The following is an 18585-nucleotide window of genomic DNA, read 5'->3' as shown; positions in this document are numbered from 1 at the left end:
GAAAGGGCGCCGTATGACAGTACGGGTTAGAGATATTCTTTTTTTATGGAATAACAAGGGTGGCACCACGGTCCATTCGTCCCTTTTCACGGGATGAATGGGCCTTTTTTGTATGTATATAAATTATTTAAAGGGAGAAGTTTTATTATGGCAACTATTTTTTCAGGTATCCAGCCAAGCGGTACGATAACATTAGGGAATTATTTGGGGGCCCTGCAGCATTTTGTGGACTATCAAGAGGATAATCACTGTTATTTCTGTGTGGTGAATCAGCATGCCATCACTGTTCCGCAGGATCCGGTTCAGTTGAAAAAGAACAGCCGCAGCCTTGCTGCCATGTACCTCGCTGTCGGCATCGATCCCGAGAAATCCACTCTTTTCATTCAATCGGAGGTTCCTGCCCACACCAAAATGGGATGGGTTCTGCAATGTGTCGCGTACATCGGAGAACTGGAGCGTATGACGCAATTTAAGGATAAATCCAAAGGCAAGGATGCCGTTTCTGCAGGGTTACTGACCTACCCACCGCTCATGGCTGCCGATATTCTCCTTTATGGTACGGAGCTTGTTCCTGTCGGAGATGATCAAAAGCAGCACATTGAGCTGACACGTGACCTAGCCGAACGATTCAATCATAAATACCGTGAAATCTTTACCATTCCGGAGCCGCGCATTCCTAAAGTGGGAGCAAGGATTATGTCTCTTGTTGATCCTACGAAAAAAATGAGCAAATCCGATGCTAATGTGAACGCGTTTATTTCTATTTTGGATGATGAAACGGTCATCACCAAAAAAATCAAGCGTGCCACTACGGATTCCGATGGTGTTGTAAAATATGATAAAGAAAACAAACCCGGCATTTCGAACCTATTAACCATCTACTCACTATGCTCAGGCGAATCCATCGAGGAACTGGAAAGAAAGTATGAAGGAAAAGGTTACGGAGATTTTAAAGAAGGAGCGGCAAGAGCAGTCGTCGGCCGCTTAAAGCCAATCCAGGAACGCTATTACAGATTGATCGAATCTGAAGAGCTTGATCATATCCTGGATCACGGAGCCGAAAAAGCGAATCGCGTAGCAAACAAAATGCTGAACAAAGCGGAACGTGCCATGGGATTGGCCAGAAAACGTATATAACAGAAGAAAGCCTCCGCATGAAGCGGAGGTTTATTCGTGCACAAGTGATTTTTCATAAGCGGGACTCAAAAAGGAGACTCTTTAGCAGAGCCTCCTTTCTTTACTCAGTTTACATGTGTTCCATTTTCGAGTTCCCAAATCTTTTCAAAGTAGGGCTGACCTTTTACAAGCCGTTCGCAAATGGCGTAATGATGATTGCTCCAGCCGTCCTTGATTTCCGAATACAATGCTGCCCATGCTTCTTCAAATTCCATCGATTGAATTTTCATATACTCTTCTGGCATCCACTCGGTATACCAGTATCTCACCTCAGCCACATTCTGTGTCGTATGCAGCTGGTCGAGCAACATGAACAAAAGCTGCTTCAGCTGCCGTTCCTTTCTTGTCAGTCCTCTCATCACAACCGGTTCAGGCGAAAGAATATGATGCTCTTTTTCTTTTATATCCGGAGTAAATGTGTAGGAAACGGTCTCCATCTGCTCTGCCATTTCATACACGAGCTGTTCCTGCCTTGGGATCAGCCTGCTTTTTCGGATGGGAATACGGTAGCCCATTGTATCTATCACCATGGTTTTCTTTTCATCAGTGATGATAAAGCAATGGTCCAGTTGAACTCTCTGGTTGTTTTTCCTCACGTATGCTTTCTGGTGTACTTCATCTAAAAGGGAGTCTGGAAGATCGTTGAGTTCGTTTTCGATGTAGTGAAACAGTGAAGACTCTAATTTAACGATTGGCACCTGATCCAAAAGCTCGATGAAATCGTCCTTCCTCCACTCATGAAACTCACAAACGTTATAGCCATTTTCTTCACCTTCAAACCAATTCACCCAAACATCTCGTAAATATAACATTTGCTACCCCTCACTTACCGATTTAGTTAAAAACAGTATAGTCAGAGGTTGTCCAAAATATTCTTTTGAAAGAAGAATTATCTAGAGCAAATAAAAAAAGATGGCTGATTGCGATCAACCATCTTTTTACTCTTACTCGCTGTATTTTTTAAAGATCAAGGTTGCATTATGCCCACCAAAGCCCAAGGAATTACTTAGAACAGTTTTCACTTCCACTTTCCTGGCTTGGTTTGGTACATAGTCCAAATCACACTCAGGATCTGGTGTTTCATAATTGATCGTAGGTGGAATAATTCCATTCTGAATCGATTTTACTGAGAAAATAGCTTCGATTCCACCTGCTGCTCCCAACAGATGACCGGTCATGGATTTAGTGGAGCTGACAGCTAGTTTGCGTGCATGATCACCAAAGACTTCCTTGATGGCCATCGTTTCAAACTTATCATTATAATCAGTGCTCGTTCCGTGAGCATTGATATAGTCGATTTCTTCAGGTGCCATTCCGCTGTCCTGTACAGCCTGAGTCATCGCACGAACGCCGCCTTCCCCGCCAGGAGCTGGTGCCGTAATGTGGTATGCATCTCCTGTTCCTGCATAACCCACGATTTCAGCATAAATTCTGGCTCCGCGTTTTTTTGCAAATTCAAGGTCTTCAAGAACCAGGATTCCTGCACCCTCGCCAATAACAAACCCGCTGCGGTTTGCATCAAACGGACGGCTTGCAGTGGCAGGATCGTCATTATAGGACAATGCTCCAGCCTGACAGAAGCCGGCAAGCGCCATATCGGTAATTGGAGCTTCCGTTCCTCCGCAAATCATGGCGTCCGCATCTCCACGCTGAATGACTTTAAATGCATCGCCAATAGAGTTGGCCCCTGAAGCACACGCTGTTACAGTACAAGAGTTCATTCCTTTAGCGCCCAGCATGATGGAAACCTGGCCTGCTGCCATATCGGGAATCATCATCGGTACGAAAAACGGGCTGACCCTGCGGTATCCCTTTTTCTCAAAAATGCGGAATTGCTCTTCATGCGTATCCATGCCGCCAATTCCGGAACCGATCCACACTCCTACACGAGGTGCGATATCGTCTGTAATATCAAGCTCGGCATCGGCTACTGCCATTTTTGACGCAGCGATGGCAAATTGAGTGAAGCGGTCCATTTTTCTCGCTTCTTTACGGTCCATATATTCATGAGGATCAAATTCTGTTGCTTCTGCAGCAACTTTTACCGGGAATTTTTCCGGATCCCTGCGAGTTAACGGGCCAACACCTGATTCACCGGCAATGATTCGGTTCCATGTTTCTTCTACACTATTTCCAAGGGGAGAAATGGCTCCCATTCCTGTGATTACTACGCGTCTTTTCATTGTTAATACAACTCTCCTTTGAAGAATAGTCAGCTTTTATCTTCTATCTTCCCCATCGGAGCGCAACGGCACCCCATGTCAGGCCGCCGCCAAATCCAACGAGGACAAGCAAGTCATCATCTTTTATCTTACCATTTTTTAAGGCATCAGAAATAGCCATAGGAATGGAAGCAGATGATGTGTTTCCATATTTATTAACGGTTACTGCCATTTTTTCTTTTGGCAGCTCCAGCCGCTCACGAGATGCTTCCATGATACGGATGTTGGCCTGATGTGGGATAAGGTAATCAACATCATCTTTTGTCAGTCCTGCCTTTTCAACCACATTCATGGAGGACTCACCCATTTGGCGTACCGCAAATTTAAATACCTCGCGCCCATTCATATGAAGGTACTCATCCTGGTACAGGTGTTTAGCGCCTCTGCCGTCAGATCCCAGTTCAAAGGACAGAATTCCTCTTCCTTCAGATACTTTGGACATAACTGCAGCTCCCGCTCCATCACCAAATAATACAGCTGTATTTCTGTCATTCCAATCGGTTATCTTGGACAGCTTTTCAGCCCCCACGACCAATACATTTTTATAGGTGTCAGATTCAATAAATTGTTTGGCCATCACCATGCCGTACATAAATCCTGAACATGCAGCACTAATATCCATCGCTACAGCATGAACTGCTCCCAATCTTTCCTGGATCAAGCAAGCCACAGAAGGAAATGGGGAATCAGGCGTTACGGTGGCAACGATGATTAGATCAAGCTCTTCTGCATTCAGCCCGGCATTTTCCAAAGCTTCCCTTGCTGCCTGTTCTGACATATGTGATGTATTAACATCATCTGCCGCAATTCTTCGCTCTTCAATTCCAGTACGGGTGCGAATCCATTCATCGCTGGTGTCCACCATTTTTTCAAGATCAAAATTGGTTAACACTTTTTCAGGGACATAAGCACCTAAACCTATTATTCCAGCATTCATGTTATTACCCCTTTATCCATATTTTTATGTTGTTTCTTTCTGCATTTGGTTTAGTATCAATTTTTAAGACCTGGTACTAATTTTAATTTATTTTTCATTTTTTGTCCAGTATGCTGATTACATGGGACAACACACCATCTATTCATCCAGACATATTATATATAGAGCTTATCAGTCTGAATACAGGAGTGGTACATGTGAATTTTCCTCGCTATGGGCCGCCCTCCCCGATGCGGCAAAGATCGGCCATGCAAGCCAGACACCCATTTCCACCGCCCCGGCAAACAAGGGAACAGCCGCCTCCACCCAGCGAGCCGCCTTTTATCCCAATGGCCTACCGCCAGCCTTTTCCAAGGCCGAATCCTCTAATCAGTGCCTTTCGGACAAATGACGGGAATTTTGATTACAATAAACTGATGGCTGTCATCGACCAGACTGTGAAAGTTGCACAGCAAGTTTCCCCTCTGTTTACAGCTTTCAGGAAAAAGTAAAAGAGCCAACAACAGAAGTTGGCTCTTTTACTTTACTGACAAACGTTATTCTTTATTTTGTTTTCCAAGTTCATAAGCATCGTTCATGACTTTCAGAAGAAGATTCAGCATAGGCTGGATATCCTCCATGGACAATTCTACTCCTTTTTTCTCCAAAAGCTCTTTTCCTTCTGGCAGATGCTTCATGGCAATTTGCATAAACTGCATATTCAATTCCTGATTCATTGGACTTCCTCCTGCGCTCAATCTCGACTGAATTTTCCGTTGGGGAGTTTTCCGGTTTTTTTATACTCTTCAATGCCCTTCCTGATCTCTTTTTGAAAAGCAGAAGGTACCCGGGGACTGAAACGCCCCATTGTAATGGCTTTTTCCTTGAAGCCATATTGAAGATTACCGGTCTTAAGCTTTCCAGCATCATGCTGTCCAGCAACAGATTTATATACATTTTCTACGTTTTGCACCGTGCTTGTCAATACCGTACCACGACCCAAATCTGATTGATCCGTTACATATCCGATGGCATATAATGCCTTCTTTTTCACTTCATCAATTACCGGTACAGTATAATCGTCACCAGTTGGATAAAAAACATCTGCACCCTGAGCGGCCATTCGCTTGAATGAAGCAATCGCTCGATCCTTATCGCTCCAGCTGTGCATCACTTGGGTATCGACAGTGATATCTTTTTTTTGAAAATGGGCCCCTTCGGCAAATCCTTTAATTTCAGGCTGCCATTCCTGAGCGGCGATCACACCCAGGTGGTTGGAGTGGCTCATTTTAGCAGCAACCATGCCGGCAAAAAACCCCATTGCATACGATTTAAAATGAATGCTTGTCGTATTTTTACCTGTCACCTCGCCGTTAAAGCTCACAAAGTGCATCTTCGGATAATCTTTGCTGATCTGACTGAATAAATCAGCATAAATTTTCCCGTGGCCAAAAACAAGATTTACGTCATCCTTTTGAAATTCTTTGACGGCCTTCTTAACTTCTGCTTTCATTTGCATTTTTTCTTTATATACAACTTCATTTCCGTATGTATCCTGGATCTTGATCAGGCCTTTGTATCCCTGGTCAGCCCAGCCTTGATCATTAATGGTATCCTGGACGAACAGCCCTGCATTTTTAAGGTTTCCTTCCCTTTTTTCCTGACATCCAGTCAGTGCGGCCAGCAAACATGCGACCAATAGCCCTTGTAAGATCTTCATGGTTCACGTTCACATCCCATTCTATCGTCGCGGTCATCCCCCTAAACTAGTATAATGGAAGAAATAAAAAAAAGGGAAACAAAATTTCCCTTTTTCACCCTTCATTCTTTCTCCATTGCCTGGTATGCTGTATTTGTCTTTTTAACCCCTCTTCAATGTGGACATCCAATTGAAACCCTAATTCCTGCTGAGCTTTTTCACCGACAACCACCATGTTCCTCTTTTCCTTTGGAAAGTCTTCTTCTTTTATGGAGAGAAGTTTTAACCCCTTGCTCCATTCACCATTTGTACCGCTTCCTATATTATAAATCGTCCGTTTTTCTCCTTTTTCTGCTGCCAGGCATAATGCACGCACGGCATCGTCCACATAAATGGCGTCCTCGGTTATAGAATCTTTTTTAATGTTCATGGTGTCCCGTTCCTGTTCGTTAACATTGATGATTTGTTGAAAAGTCATTTCCGATGGCTGCCAGGGACCATATATCGTGGGAAAGCGAAGAATAACGTAGGAAACTGGATGGTTTGCTGCTGCCATACGAATATAATTTTCTTCTGTCAGCTTGATGAGGCCAAATAAGGTTTCAGGATTGGTTGTAGAGGTTTCTGTCACTTTTCCTGTTTTTTTTCCATACACATCATAGGATGACGCATAGATGAGTTTGACTGATTTCGAAGGTATTGCCTGGATCAGACTCCTGGTGGATTGGATATGCTGCTTCACCTTATTTTCTATGTCATTCCATGCTTCATTTGAATGGATACCGCATGCGAGATGAAAGACGGTATCGGCTTTTTTAATGATTTTCTTTAAATCCAGTTGTTCCATGGGCTCATTGATAAGTTCAAAATTTGCATGACGGCCGATATAATCCAACTTCTCTGTGGATCGGGCCGAATCAATTCCTATCACTTCAATCTCATCTTCCAGCAGCTTTGTGCATAGATGTGAGCCAATAAATCCTGCAGCTCCTGTAACAACAGCACGTTTCATCAAATGCTCCTCCGTTCTTTTTCTCTCTCTATATCGTATTGTTCATCCCGCTGAGTATGCATCTCAATCAATTTTCACAAAAAATCCTGCAGCAGGTTGCTACAGGATGGATTCATATAAACTGAAAAACCGAGGCACAGCCTGAAAATTCCCCAGACTTTTACGGGCCATTTGTATGGTCAGTGAAACAGCATATCCCTTTTCAAGGCAGGATGCTTCAAATGGCCGGCTGTGAATTTTAAATGGATAAACAGTGCCTGTTGCATCATGAAAAATTTTAACCGGCACCTCATGTTTTAAGGTAAAACGCGTTACCGTTTTCTCTAAAAATTCGTCCATATTTTCTTCCTTAATCCCGTAGGCCTGGCTAATTTCTTTACGAACTCTTTTTAAAAATAATTTGTTCTTTTTCTCCTGCTGAAAATGGCTTTTGAGATTCAGGCATGGATTAAGGAAAACCGCAGAACGGATGGATCCTTCCATGTCATTGATAAAATCCAGTGCGGTTAGCGCACCCATACCCTCCGCTAAAATATGAATTGACGGATTAAGAATTTCATATTTTATAACATAACGGTAAACTCTTCTTGCCAGGTTTACCGCATCCTGGTTGCCCCAATTTCTTCCATATAGATTGGAATAAAATACGGTGTAGCCTTTTTGCTTGAGCGTTTGAATGAGTTCAAACCGGTCCTTGTTTTGTTTCCACAAACTTGACTGTTGATCTACAAAATGATTGCAATCGCCAAATATCATTACTGCAAAACCGTTTGGCTGTTCAGGAAGATGTATCGTATTCCATTGTCCATCTAAGCTGAAAATCCTCTCTTCGATGCTCACTTTTCTCCCCTCATCCAATATTTTCTTACTTATACTATGTCCGATTTGTGAAACTGGAGAAGGGAAATGCCTATTCTCGGGTGATTTCCTTAAAGATTTAAAGACAAAATCTTTATTTTTTGTTACTATATCAGAAGAAGAAGTCGTTTACATAAAGTTGAGGTGAACAAAATGCGTTATATCTGGACAATCATCTGGTCTTTACTACTTAGCAATATGGCTTTTTACGTACTGGAATCGATGCAGGGCGGAAAATATGACTCTGCAACATTTTCTACGGCATCTGTTTTCGGTGTAGTATTTGCTGTATTTGTCATCATCATTGGTGCCGTACTTCCCGCTGAAGCAGAAACGGCAGAGTAATAAAAAGCAGCCCCTCACACTCTGTGAAGGGCTTTTTTCATCATATAGGAGGTTATTAACCATGAAAGAGGTACTAACAGCATTCCTCGATGAACAATATCCACTTTTTAAAGAAGTTGCACGATACATCTGGAATCATCCCGAGCTGGGCTATGAAGAAATAAAGTCCTCCGCTAAACTTATTGAAACCCTGGAACACTTTGGATTTGAAGTAGAGCGTAACATTGAGGGGATGGAAACGGCATTTATTGCAACCTATGACAGCGGAATACCCGGCCCTGTGATCAGCTACCTGGCTGAATATGATGCCTTGCCCGAGATTAATCATGCATGCGGACATAACTTGATCGGTACCATGAGTACGGCTGCAGGAATTGCAGTAAGCACAGTGATCGAGGAAACCGGTGGCAAAGTTCTTGTCTACGGAACGCCTGCAGAAGAGACAGGGGGAGCGAAAGTTCATTTGGCGGAAAAGGGCTACTTTGACCGTGTGGATGCAGCGCTGATGTGTCATCCTTACAAGGCGTTTGAACGAAGCGGCTCAAGCATGGCCATGGAGGCATTGCAATTTGATTTTAAAGGAAAATCAGCGCATGCAGCTGCTTCCCCGCATGAAGGGATCAACGCTCTCGACGCGGTGATCGCCTTGTTTAACAGTGTCAATGCGCTCCGGCAGCAAATGACTCCTGATGTACGAATCCACGGCGTTATTACAGCCGGAGGAAATGTTCCCAATGTTATTCCTGATAAAACCCAGGCACGGTTTTATGTACGGGCAGCTACCGTTGAACAGCTTCCTGATCTCGTCCGCCGAGTAAAGGACTGTGCCGCAGGGGCAGCACTTAGTACAGGGTGTGAATGGGAAGCTACCCATTACGAGCTTGGCTACGCCAACTTGCTCACCAATGAATCCCTGTCAGATTCGTTTACAAAAAATCTTGCATCGTTAGGCATTCCCGCAGAGGAAATTGAGACTGGAAATGACCACGGCTCTCTTGACCTGGGAAATGTAAGCCAGGTGGTTCCGGCTGTTCATCCTTACATCAAAATAACCGATGCTTCTCATAATCTGCATACAACCGAGTTTTGTGATGCTGCCAATTCGGAGCAGGGATATAACGCCATGCTGACCGGCGCTAAAGCGCTGGCACTGACCGGATATGATCTGTTAACAGATCCCCATCTCCTGCAGCATGTAAAAGAAGAATTTCAAACCAGAGAAAAAAGGGCCTGAAACAGGTCCTTTTTTTCTCTGCCTTATGGCTTGCGCTTATAGGTCCAAACCCGGTTATGGTTGGAATTCTCGGGAAAGGAATCGCCTGCGCTAAGCTTAACTTCCTTTGGATCGTTTACCATGCTGCCCGTTTCCCCGATTTCTACATAAATGCCATTGTTCGGCGCTTTTTGTCCATGCTTGAATTGATGAGACTGCCCCATTTGATCACCCCTTTAACATTTTTGTATTTTACTATGCCCAATTAGGCATAAAAAAACCAGCCATTACGGCTGGCAAAAGTCTTTCTGTTTTAGTAATACGTAACCGGCATCACGTTCCCCAGATTGGATAAAGGAATGATAAACCGTTCGATCTCATAGCTTCTGACCGGCTGTACAAAACCATAATAAGGGTAATCCAGTTCCGTATCACTGTTATCTCTTTCACTGTTCTGCCCCTCGTCCACGATGGGAGAAGCAAAATAAATATTCTGACCGTCCATAAATTCGATAAATCCATCGTACATGCTGCCATCCAGCAAGGTGACTGAAACAAAATGCTGAATATTTTTCCGGCACAGCTTCTGCATTTTTTTTATCATTTGCGGGTTGGGGTAGGCTTGCTGCTGAAAGCCTTGCTGTTGATAGCCTGTTTGCTGCTGTTGGCCATGCTGCTGAGTATAATAAGGATTTTGATTGTTAAACATGGGGCACCTCCTTACTAACTCATGTTATTCAACCAGCCCCAATGTGTTCATCCCCTTACATGACAGATGCCATTAGTGCTTTTTGAACATGGAGACGGTTTTCCGCTTCATCAAAAACGACTGAATTTGGCCCGTCAATTACTTCAGCTGTCACTTCTTCCCCGCGGTGTGCAGGTAAGCAATGCATAAAGATATAATCTGGTTTGGCTAGTGCAAGTACCTCCTGGTTTACCTGATAATCCTGAAAAGCGGATATACGTTCATTGGCTTCATCTTCCCAGCCCATGCTTGCCCAAACATCGGTATAAACTGCATCTGCATTACAGATACCGTCCTTCAAATCGTGAGTAACGACAATTTCCGCACCTGTTTTTTGGGCAATTTCTTTGGCTTTCAGAACAATCTCTTGTTTCGGTTCATAGTTTTCTGGCGTAATGATTGTGCAGTTGAGCCCTACCTTTGCAGAGCCAATCATGAGTGAGTGGGCCATGTTGTTTCCGTCTCCCACATATGCGAGCTTTTGACCCGCAAATGATTTTTTGTATTCGAGAATGGTCATTAAATCTGCAAGTACCTGGCATGGGTGATAATCATCAGTGAGGCCGTTAATCACAGGAATATCTGCGTGCGCTGCCAGCTCTTCCACAATTTCATGTTGAAACGTTCGGATCATTATGCCATCCAGATAACGAGAGAGTACTTTTGCCGTATCCGCAATTGATTCTCCTCTTCCCATCTGAATATCTCGCGAGCTGAGATGAAGAGCATGGCCTCCGAGCTGCAGCATTCCCACCTCAAATGAAACTCTCGTTCTCGTTGATGATTTTTCGAAAATCATGCCCAGTGTTTTGCCTGCCAGCAGCTGTTTTGGCTGCTTTTCCTTTTTCAGCTGAATAGCATAGTTCAGGATCTGCTCAATTTCTTCTGAAGTCCAATCTGCCAGGGTAAGGAGATGCTTTCCTTTCAGACTGGTTTCTTTGTGAGTAATTACTGGATTCATAGTCGAACTTCCTTTCTTTCCTGAATTTCTTTAATATGAAAAACCTGATCCGTCGCCTGTACAAGCCCATATTGATAAAAGGCGCATGTTTCCCATTGAGTAAAGACGTATTTTCCTGAAAGACTGGCTTTTTTCAATCTAACCAGTGCCTCTTCATCCTTGCCTTCGGAAAAATAAATGCCGTTCTCTCTGGTTGACACCCATTCTTCAAAAGAGAGCTCCTCCGGATGAATGATGGTAACCCCTTTGTTTTTCCAGCTTTGAAGGATTTTTGTCTCCTTAAGTGTTAGTACGTCCTTGTTTACATCTGCATAAAGACTGACAGGATGGCCGCCATCGCCCGTTCTTGCTGTCGGATTGGTGCCAGTAAGCACTTTTTGCACCGCCTCCTCAACGCTTCTTCCCGTTCCAAGAACCTCCCCGGTTGAACGCATAATCGGTGCTCCTTTTGGTGACAATCCTGGAAGTTTTATGTTGGAATAAACAGGCGCTTTTACTGCTGTAAAATGACTTTCATGCAGACCGGCGTGGATTCCCTGTTCCACAAGGGTTTTATCCAGCATGGCATGAACCGAAGCCTGAATGATATTCACACCCGAGATTTTATTAAAAATCGGTGCTGTACGGGAAGCCCGTGGATTGATCTCCAGCACAAAAACATCAGGTCCATTAATGACAAATTGAATATTGAATACGCCTTTGAATTCCATGGAAGCCGAAATTTTCTTTGAATAAGAAACGATAAGGTCGATGATGCCGGGTTCTAAACTTACCGGCGGAGTAATCGCTGTACTGTCGCCTGAATGAACGCCTGCAGGTTCAATATGCTCGAAGATTCCCGGGATAAATGCATGGGTCCCATCTGAAAGAACATCCACCTCTGCTTCTTTACCGGAAATGTAACGGTCCACCAGCACCGGATACTCGATGGTATGCTGGGCGAGATACGTTTTCAGCTCTTCCTCGTTCTTAACGATGACCATCCCTTTCCCTCCAATTACATAGGAAGGTCTAAGCAGCACGGGATATCCAATGTTCATCCCGCAATTCAGAACCTCTTGGAAGTCAAAAGCTGTTTCTCCAGGAACATGCGGTATATTCACGTTTTTCAGGAAGCCATAAAAACGTTCACGGTTTTCCATTTCGTCAATCAGGTCCGCTTTGGAGCCCAGTACTTCAATACCAGCTTCCTCGAGCTGTTTTGCCACGTTGATCGCGGTTTGTCCGCCAAACTGAAGAATCACTTTTTGTGCTCCTTCAAATTCTAAAACGTTCATAATATCTTCGAAAGAGAGCGGTTCAAAGTACAGCGCATCCGCGACTTCGAAATCCGTACTCACTGTTTCAGGATTATTATTGATCAGTATAGTTTCAAATCCTGCCTCTTGCAGGGCAAGGACACCATGTACACAGCAGTAATCGAATTCTACACCTTGGCCGATTCGAATCGGACCTGACCCGATAACAGCGATCTTCTCCTTATAGCTCGGAGTCTTGTCGTTTGTCCCGCTCCAACTGGAATAGTAATAAGAAGTGTTAGCCATGAACTCGGCAGCACAGGTATCCACCATTTTATAGGTAGGAACAATTCCAGCCGCTTTCCTTATTTCTCTGACCTCCTCCTCGGTTACGCTCCACCCCTTGGCGAGAGCTTGATCAGTGAATCCGGCTTTTTTCCATGCGGATATCTGCTTTTTTTCGGCAGCAGCGATAGAGCTGGACTGGATTTCCTGATAAAGATCCACCAGTTTTTTAAATGCATAAAGAAAAAACGTATTGATCTGCGTGAGCTCATGTACCTCTTCCACTGCCACTCCCCGGTTGAGCAGCTCCATAATCGCAAAAAATCTGCGGTCATCGGCTTGAATGAGAAGGTTTTTCAGCTCCGGAGTATCCCAAACCGTCAATTCTTTAAGGAAGAAGCCTTCTGTATCCAGCTCCAGCGAGCGGACGGCCTTTTGGAGGGCTGCTTCAAGGTTTCTTTCGATTGCCATGACTTCGCCTGTTGCTTTCATTTGTGTTCCAAGCTTTCTTTCTGCTTCCGGGAACTTATCAAAAGGCCAGCGCGGCATTTTAACGGTAATGTAATCAAGAGCCGGTTCAAAGCTTGCATAGGTCGTGCCGGTAACTGGATTTTTCAGTTCATGAAGGTGATATCCCACGCTCAATTTGGCAGCAATCTTGGCGATTGGATAGCCTGTTGCTTTTGATGCAAGAGCAGAAGATCGGCTGAGGCGCGGGTTAACCTCAATCAGATAGTATTGCTTGCTTTCAGGATCCAGGGCAAACTGGATATTACATCCGCCAATAATTCCGAGTGCGCGGATGATTTTTATCGCTGATGAACGCAGCATATGGTATTCCTGATCTGTCATCGTCTGGCTTGGCGCCACCACAAGAGAATCCCCGGTATGTATGCCAACCGGATCAATGTTTTCCATGTTGCAAATCGTTATGCATGTATCATTGGCATCCCTGACCACCTCATATTCGATCTCTTTGTAGCCTGCAATGCTTTTTTCAATCAGGCACTGGGAAATGGGGCTTGCTGAAAGTCCTTTTTTGATGATAACAGTCAGCTCTTCCTCCGTTTGAGCAGTTCCACCGCCAAAGCCCCCCAACGTGTAGGCCGGGCGCACGATTACCGGATACCCGATCTCCAGTGCAAAATCAATGGCTTCCTGTGGTGTCGTTACAATTTGGCTGTCCGGTACAGGCTCATTCAGTTCGTGCATGAGTGACCTGAAGCATTCACGGTCTTCTGCTTTAGTAATGGAGTCCAGATTTGTTCCCAGGAGCGTCACATTATGTTCTTCAAGAACGCCGCTTTTTTGAAGTTCCATGGCAAGGTTGAGTCCGGTCTGGCCTCCCACTGATGCCAAAAGTCCATCGGGCTTTTCTTTTTTAATAATGTTGGCCACTGATTCGGCAGTCATGGGTTCAAAATAGACTTTATCGGCATACGTTTCATCCGTCATAATAGTAGCCGGATTGTTATTTACAAGAATGACGTGAATTCCTTCTTCTTTCAGCGCAGCGCAGGCCTGGGTTCCTGCATAGTCAAATTCAGCGGCCTGGCCGATGACGATTGGCCCTGATCCAATGACCAGGACACTATGAATCACTTGATGCTTAGGCATAAATCTTCTCGCTCCTCTTTTCACGAATTAATTCAAGAAAACTGCAAAACAAATGGGCATGATCTTCTGGTCCGGGATTCGCTTCGGGATGAAATTGGGTGGTCACAACAGGATAGGTATCGTGATACATTCCTTCCACGCTTCCATCATTAATATTTTTATAGAGAACATGAAAACCCGTAGAAATGAGGCTTCCCTCTTCCACGACATAGCCATGGTTCTGAGAGCTCATCGCCACTTTGTTTGTTTTAAGATTAATAACCGGATGATTTGCCCCTCTGTGGCCGAATTTCAATTTTTGGGTATTCCCCCCGAATGCAAGTGCCAACAGCTGATGTCCGAGACAAATACCAAAGGAAGGATAAAGTTCGGCGAGCCTTCGGTATACCGGCATGTAGGGAGCGAGTTCTTTCGGATTTCCAGGGCCGTTGGAGAACAGCAGGCCATCTGGTTTTAATTTATGAATGACTTCTTCTTTCTCATCAAATGGGACAATCGTTACTTTGCATCCATTTTCTACAAGTGCCTCCACAATGGATTTTTTATAACCAAAGTCAAGAAGAACAATATGGTATTTGCCTTTGCCATGTGTTTCAGCTTCCTGAACAGAAACCTCTTTTACCAGTTTGCCCTGCACGCCTTTCTTTTCTTTATACTGCTCGATATGCTGCAGGCTGGATGACAGTACCCCCTTCATGTCGCCTTCTGCACGGATCAGCTTGATGAGTGAACGGGTATCCACATCACTGATGAGCGGAATGCCATGCTTATTAAGCAATGCCGATAAAGGTTCAATTGACTGATAGTGATGGCCTGTTTCATTTGCGGCACACGTGATCACACCTGCCGGCTGGGGAACAATGGATTCAAAATCCTCTCCATTAATTCCATAGTTGCCTATCAGTGGATAAGCAAACACTACGATTTGTCCGTGATAGGAAGGGTCGCTCAACACTTCCTGATAGCCGGTCATTCCTGTAAAAAACACCACTTCTCCGCTCGTACACTGCGGTGTTCCGTGCCATTGTCCTTCAAAGCTTTCACCGTTGGAAAGCTGCAAATATCCTTTCATCGTTTCTTCTCCTTTGCATATACATTTATTTCATTGAATTTTTATACATAAAATTGTATAAAAAGAGGACTTTATGCAGTCACTGTTTGTTTCTTTATCGCTTTGCTGATTTCTTCGATTCCCATCTTTAATTCGTCATAGGATACAGTTAATGGAGGCAGGAGGCGTAAAACATGCTCTCCGGCAGACAATACAAGAATTCCCTTTTGCTGAAGCTCTGTGATCACATCTGATACTTTTCCCTTGCATCGGATTCCGATCATCAGCCCAAGCCCTTTGACTTCCTGGACTTCATCATAGGTTGATAGTTTATTTTGAAGCTCTTCCTTCAGGTATTCACCTTTCTTCTGAACTTCTTCCAAGAACGAGGTTTCAAATACTTCTTTCAATACTGCACTGGCTGCTGCCATGGCCAATGGATTTCCGCCAAACGTAGTGCCGTGGCTTCCTGGCCCGAATGCGCTGCTTACTTCTTCTGTTGCGATAACGGCACCTACAGGAAAACCGTTTCCGAGCCCCTTCGCTGCTGTTACAATATCAGGCTCAAGACCGAAATGACTGAACGCAAAGGGCTTTCCTGTTCTGCCGATCCCCGTTTGCACTTCATCAATGATGAGAAGAATGCCAATTTTCTTGCATAGCTCTCCGACAAACGTTAAATAGCTCTCCATTCCCGGGTTGACCCCGCCTTCTCCCTGCACAACCTCGATCATTATCGCTGCCGTATTGGCATCTGCTGCCTGTTCGAGTGCGTTTGAATCATTAAACGGAATGTGTTCAAACCCTTCCACCATGGGTCCAAAGCCCACCTTGATTTTCTCCTGTCCGGTGGCTGACATAGAACCATATGTTCTGCCGTGAAAGGAATGAAGGCAGGTGATGATTTTTGTTTTTCCTGTATATTTTCTGGCCAATTTAATGGCTCCTTCATTCGCCTCTGCCCCGCTGTTACAAAAAAGGACTCTGCTTAGATGAGTGGGTGCGGTGAGCAGCTGTGCCGTTTGCTCCTGCAGAGATGATTGAAACAGGTTGGATGTATGCCAAAGTTTGTTCAACTGATCAGTAACTGCTTCTGTTACTGCTGGATGAACATGACCCAAATTGCAAACCCCGATTCCGCTTGTAAAATCCAGATATGTTTTTCCTTGTGTATCGGTCACCTGGCAGCCATTGCCCTTATCAATTTCCAGGTTCCATCTTCCATAGTTAGAAAACAACGCGCTCATGAGAAAACCTCCTCTTTGACAATCAACGTACCATTTAGCTCTTTGCCGACAATTTGAATTTCTTTTATTTTGGACTGTAGGCAATTCAATGCTGCTTCAACTTTTGGTATCATTCCGCCTGTTATAATACCGGTCTCGATCAGCTTCCGGATGGAAGATGTGGTTGCTTTTTCAACGGTCTTGCCTTCTGCAAGAATCCCGTCAACATCCGTCACGAAAATCAAGGACTCTGCCTCCATGGCCGAAGCGATTTCAAAGGCTACCGTATCGGCATTCAGGTTCAAAATATCACCGATTAAATTTCTGGACACCGAAGCAATGACCGGTATAAAGCCTGCACTCATGAGCTGTGTCAGCGTTCCCTTGTTTACGGATACGACCTTGCCCACATGGCCCCATTGTTCTTTCTTTAAATAATCACATTCCAATAATGCTCCATCGTTTCCATTTAACCCAATGGCCTTCAGTCCGAGCTGGTTCAACTGGTACACAAACCAAGGATTAAGCTGTCCGGCGAGCACCATTTCAGCCGTTTCAGCGGCCTGCCCGGACGTGCGTCTTACTCCGTCAATAAATTGAACAGGAATGGACAAGGCGGTCATGTATTTGGTGATATCCGGCCCGCCGCCGTGAACCAGAATAATTTTCTTGCCTTCTTCCTCCATTTCCTTTAGCCGCTGAAAAAATGAAGGCTGGAGAGATTTCAGAACACTGCCGCCACATTTGATGATTACGATTTGATCCAATACCTTCTCCCCCTCACGTTGTGTAGCTTGAATTGATTTGGATATAGTCATACGTTAAATCACATCCCCACGCTTTACCCTTTCCATTTCCAGCATGAAGGTTCACGGTGATAGAAATGTCACTGCTGCTCAAGTAGGAAGAGATACCTTCTTCATCAAATGGTAAAATTCCGCTGGATAACAAAACTGGAAAATCACCGATCGACAAATCAATCTGTTCTGGAACAATTTCAACATTGGCATAACCAAGGACCGCTACAATCCTTCCCCAGTTAGGATCACAACCGAAAACCGCGGTTTTTACAAGTGGTGAACCCACGATGGATTTTGCCGCAATCCGCGCTTCCTCATCGCTGGCAGCTCCATCTACCGTTACTTCAATTAATTTGGTTGCCCCTTCACCGTCTCTGGCTATACTCTTTGCCAAATCGGTAGAAGTGAGGGTCAAAGCCTGCAAAAACGTTCCCCAATCCGGATGCTGTGGCGTCAGCTCTTCATTTCCGGCGCATCCGTTTGCCATGACGAGGACCATATCATTTGTAGAAGTTTCCCCATCCACTGTAATACAGTTAAAGCTTAGATCCGTTACTTTTCTTAGGGCATAGTGAAGGTTCTCGGATGAGATGTTGGCATCTGTGGTCATAAACGAAAGCATGGTTGCCATATTGGGATGAATCATCCCTGAGCCTTTGGCTGTTCCGGCCAGCACTACTTCTTTTTCTCCAACCTGGAAGGAATAGCATGCATTTTTTGTATTAGTATCTGTTGTTAAAATCGCCTGGCTGAATTCAAGGGCGTTCTCTAGTCTGGATTGAGGATGAAGCTTTCCAATCCCTTCAAGAATGGTATCAATAGGCATGGTTTCACCTATGATTCCTGTTGAAGCCACTCCTACATAATGCTCGCTCAAGCCAAACACTTCGCTGACCTGGCTTCGCATGGCATAGGCATCGAGGGTTCCCTGAGTGCCGGTAAACGCATTGGCATTGCCTGAGTTGACGATCACAGCCTGCAAGATTCCTTCGGTTTCAATACTTTCTTTTGTTACTGCAAGCGGTGCTGCTTTGATTTTATTGGTCGTATAAACTGCGGCTGCGGCGGCCGGTTTTTCACTCAGAATGATGCCTAAATCTTTTTTCTTGTATTTGATGCCGCAGTTGATTCCCGCCGCAGAGAATCCTTTCGGCAAGGTAATATTTGATCCTGTCACTTTTTTTAAGGTTGATACGATTGAAGCCACATCAACTCTCC

At 44.5% G+C, this 18585-nt stretch carries 19 protein-coding genes and 1 other annotated feature (1 of these 20 only partly in view); of the genes, 4 read left to right on the top strand and 15 right to left on the bottom strand.

What is annotated here, in order from left to right; all coding sequences use genetic code 11:
• Window positions 1-87, top strand: a binding site (T-box leader) (it extends 151 nt beyond the left edge of the window).
• Window positions 88-147: 60 nt separating this feature from the next.
• Window positions 148-1137, top strand: a complete 990-nt coding sequence (gene trpS / locus AS030_RS04775; RefSeq protein WP_061968977.1) for a tryptophan--tRNA ligase — start codon at window positions 148-150, stop codon at window positions 1135-1137.
• A 104-nt stretch (window positions 1138-1241) separates the two neighbouring features.
• On the opposite strand, the gene AS030_RS04770 is transcribed toward trpS, so the two are convergent.
• From AS030_RS04770 to AS030_RS04760, 3 genes are all read right to left on the bottom strand, one after another.
• Window positions 1242-1988 (bottom strand): YjbA family protein, encoded by a 747-nt coding sequence (locus AS030_RS04770; RefSeq protein WP_061968975.1) that lies wholly within the window; start codon window positions 1986-1988, stop codon window positions 1242-1244.
• Between the two features lie 132 nt (window positions 1989-2120).
• Window positions 2121-3359 (bottom strand): beta-ketoacyl-ACP synthase II, encoded by a 1239-nt coding sequence (fabF, locus tag AS030_RS04765; protein ID WP_061968974.1) that lies wholly within the window; start codon window positions 3357-3359, stop codon window positions 2121-2123.
• A 43-nt stretch (window positions 3360-3402) separates the two neighbouring features.
• A complete protein-coding gene (locus tag AS030_RS04760) occupies window positions 3403-4335 on the bottom strand; it encodes a beta-ketoacyl-ACP synthase III (protein WP_061968972.1) in 933 nt (310 codons plus the stop codon).
• 197 nt (window positions 4336-4532) lie between these two features.
• Between AS030_RS04760 and AS030_RS04755 the strand changes: the two genes are divergently transcribed.
• Entirely contained in the window at window positions 4533-4826 is a 294-nt protein-coding gene (locus AS030_RS04755) for a YppG family protein (RefSeq protein WP_061968970.1), read from the top strand.
• A 45-nt stretch (window positions 4827-4871) separates the two neighbouring features.
• Here AS030_RS04755 and AS030_RS04750 read toward each other — a convergent pair whose 3' ends face one another.
• From AS030_RS04750 to AS030_RS04735, 4 genes are all read right to left on the bottom strand, one after another.
• Window positions 4872-5051, bottom strand: a complete 180-nt coding sequence (locus tag AS030_RS04750; RefSeq protein WP_061968968.1) for a ComZ family protein — start codon at window positions 5049-5051, stop codon at window positions 4872-4874.
• A 17-nt stretch (window positions 5052-5068) separates the two neighbouring features.
• The gene (locus tag AS030_RS04745; RefSeq protein ID WP_061968966.1) at window positions 5069-6034 is read right to left on the bottom strand and encodes a BMP family ABC transporter substrate-binding protein; all 966 of its coding nucleotides are present in this window, start codon (window positions 6032-6034) and stop codon (window positions 5069-5071) included.
• Window positions 6035-6128: 94 nt separating this feature from the next.
• On the bottom strand, window positions 6129-7025 hold the full coding sequence (locus AS030_RS04740) for an NAD-dependent epimerase/dehydratase family protein (protein WP_061968963.1): 897 nt from the start codon (window positions 7023-7025) through the stop codon (window positions 6129-6131).
• Window positions 7026-7124: 99 nt separating this feature from the next.
• Entirely contained in the window at window positions 7125-7865 is a 741-nt protein-coding gene (locus AS030_RS04735) for a hypothetical protein (protein ID WP_061968961.1), read from the bottom strand.
• A gap of 171 nt (window positions 7866-8036) precedes the next feature.
• Here AS030_RS04735 and AS030_RS04730 point away from each other — a divergent pair, with 171 nt between their 5' ends.
• A complete protein-coding gene (locus AS030_RS04730; protein ID WP_061968958.1) occupies window positions 8037-8228 on the top strand; it encodes a YjzD family protein in 192 nt (63 codons plus the stop codon).
• Window positions 8229-8289: 61 nt separating this feature from the next.
• Complete coding sequence (locus AS030_RS04725) at window positions 8290-9462, top strand: M20 family metallopeptidase (protein ID WP_061968956.1); 1173 nt, start codon at window positions 8290-8292, stop codon at window positions 9460-9462.
• A 23-nt stretch (window positions 9463-9485) separates the two neighbouring features.
• On the opposite strand, the gene AS030_RS04720 is transcribed toward AS030_RS04725, so the two are convergent.
• From AS030_RS04720 to argJ, 8 genes are all read right to left on the bottom strand, one after another.
• The gene (locus AS030_RS04720; protein WP_061968954.1) at window positions 9486-9665 is read right to left on the bottom strand and encodes a YjzC family protein; all 180 of its coding nucleotides are present in this window, start codon (window positions 9663-9665) and stop codon (window positions 9486-9488) included.
• Between the two features lie 89 nt (window positions 9666-9754).
• Entirely contained in the window at window positions 9755-10150 is a 396-nt protein-coding gene (locus AS030_RS04715; RefSeq protein WP_061968951.1) for a hypothetical protein, read from the bottom strand.
• Window positions 10151-10205: 55 nt separating this feature from the next.
• Window positions 10206-11150 carry an ornithine carbamoyltransferase gene (argF, locus tag AS030_RS04710; protein ID WP_061968949.1) on the bottom strand — a complete coding sequence of 315 codons (945 nt, stop codon included), beginning with the start codon at window positions 11148-11150 and terminating at the stop codon, window positions 10206-10208.
• On the bottom strand, window positions 11147-14290 hold the full coding sequence (gene carB / locus AS030_RS04705) for a carbamoyl-phosphate synthase (glutamine-hydrolyzing) large subunit (RefSeq protein ID WP_061968947.1): 3144 nt from the start codon (window positions 14288-14290) through the stop codon (window positions 11147-11149). The genes argF and carB overlap by 4 nt, the downstream gene beginning before the upstream one ends.
• Window positions 14283-15362: a carbamoyl phosphate synthase small subunit gene (locus AS030_RS04700; protein WP_061968945.1), complete on the bottom strand. Its 1080-nt coding sequence runs from the start codon at window positions 15360-15362 to the stop codon at window positions 14283-14285. The genes carB and AS030_RS04700 overlap by 8 nt, the downstream gene beginning before the upstream one ends.
• Window positions 15363-15433: 71 nt before the next feature.
• Entirely contained in the window at window positions 15434-16588 is a 1155-nt protein-coding gene (locus tag AS030_RS04695) for an acetylornithine transaminase (protein ID WP_061968943.1), read from the bottom strand.
• Window positions 16585-17334: an acetylglutamate kinase gene (argB, locus tag AS030_RS04690; protein ID WP_061968941.1), complete on the bottom strand. Its 750-nt coding sequence runs from the start codon at window positions 17332-17334 to the stop codon at window positions 16585-16587. The genes AS030_RS04695 and argB overlap by 4 nt, the downstream gene beginning before the upstream one ends.
• A gap of 13 nt (window positions 17335-17347) precedes the next feature.
• Complete coding sequence (gene argJ / locus AS030_RS04685) at window positions 17348-18574, bottom strand: bifunctional ornithine acetyltransferase/N-acetylglutamate synthase (RefSeq protein ID WP_420889634.1); 1227 nt, start codon at window positions 18572-18574, stop codon at window positions 17348-17350.
• Window positions 18575-18585 lie beyond the last annotated feature (11 nt).

Source organism: Fictibacillus enclensis (assembly GCF_001457035.1).
Taxonomy (GTDB): Bacteria; Bacillota; Bacilli; order Bacillales; family Fictibacillaceae; genus Fictibacillus_C; species Fictibacillus_C enclensis.
This window is presented reverse-complemented; position numbering and strand designations above follow the sequence as displayed.

Coding starts and splice junctions, on each gene's coding strand:
- AS030_RS04745 (WP_061968966.1), bottom strand. CDS start 6,034: ATGAAGATCTTACAAGGGCTATTGGTCGCATGTTTGCTGGCCGCACTG.
- carB (WP_061968947.1), bottom strand. CDS start 14,290: ATGCCTAAGCATCAAGTGATTCATAGTGTCCTGGTCATTGGATCAGGG.
- argF (WP_061968949.1), bottom strand. CDS start 11,150: ATGAATCCAGTAATTACTCACAAAGAAACCAGTCTGAAAGGAAAGCAT.
- fabF (WP_061968974.1), bottom strand. CDS start 3,359: ATGAAAAGACGCGTAGTAATCACAGGAATGGGAGCCATTTCTCCCCTT.
- AS030_RS04725 (WP_061968956.1), top strand. CDS start 8,290: ATGAAAGAGGTACTAACAGCATTCCTCGATGAACAATATCCACTTTTT.
- AS030_RS04750 (WP_061968968.1), bottom strand. CDS start 5,051: ATGAATCAGGAATTGAATATGCAGTTTATGCAAATTGCCATGAAGCAT.
- AS030_RS04695 (WP_061968943.1), bottom strand. CDS start 16,588: ATGAGCGCGTTGTTTTCTAACTATGGAAGATGGAACCTGGAAATTGAT.
- AS030_RS04760 (WP_061968972.1), bottom strand. CDS start 4,335: ATGAATGCTGGAATAATAGGTTTAGGTGCTTATGTCCCTGAAAAAGTG.
- AS030_RS04740 (WP_061968963.1), bottom strand. CDS start 7,025: ATGAAACGTGCTGTTGTTACAGGAGCTGCAGGATTTATTGGCTCACAT.
- AS030_RS04770 (WP_061968975.1), bottom strand. CDS start 1,988: ATGTTATATTTACGAGATGTTTGGGTGAATTGGTTTGAAGGTGAAGAA.
- AS030_RS04700 (WP_061968945.1), bottom strand. CDS start 15,362: ATGAAAGGATATTTGCAGCTTTCCAACGGTGAAAGCTTTGAAGGACAA.
- AS030_RS04720 (WP_061968954.1), bottom strand. CDS start 9,665: ATGGGGCAGTCTCATCAATTCAAGCATGGACAAAAAGCGCCGAACAAT.
- AS030_RS04715 (WP_061968951.1), bottom strand. CDS start 10,150: ATGTTTAACAATCAAAATCCTTATTATACTCAGCAGCATGGCCAACAG.
- trpS (WP_061968977.1), top strand. CDS start 148: ATGGCAACTATTTTTTCAGGTATCCAGCCAAGCGGTACGATAACATTA.
- AS030_RS04730 (WP_061968958.1), top strand. CDS start 8,037: ATGCGTTATATCTGGACAATCATCTGGTCTTTACTACTTAGCAATATG.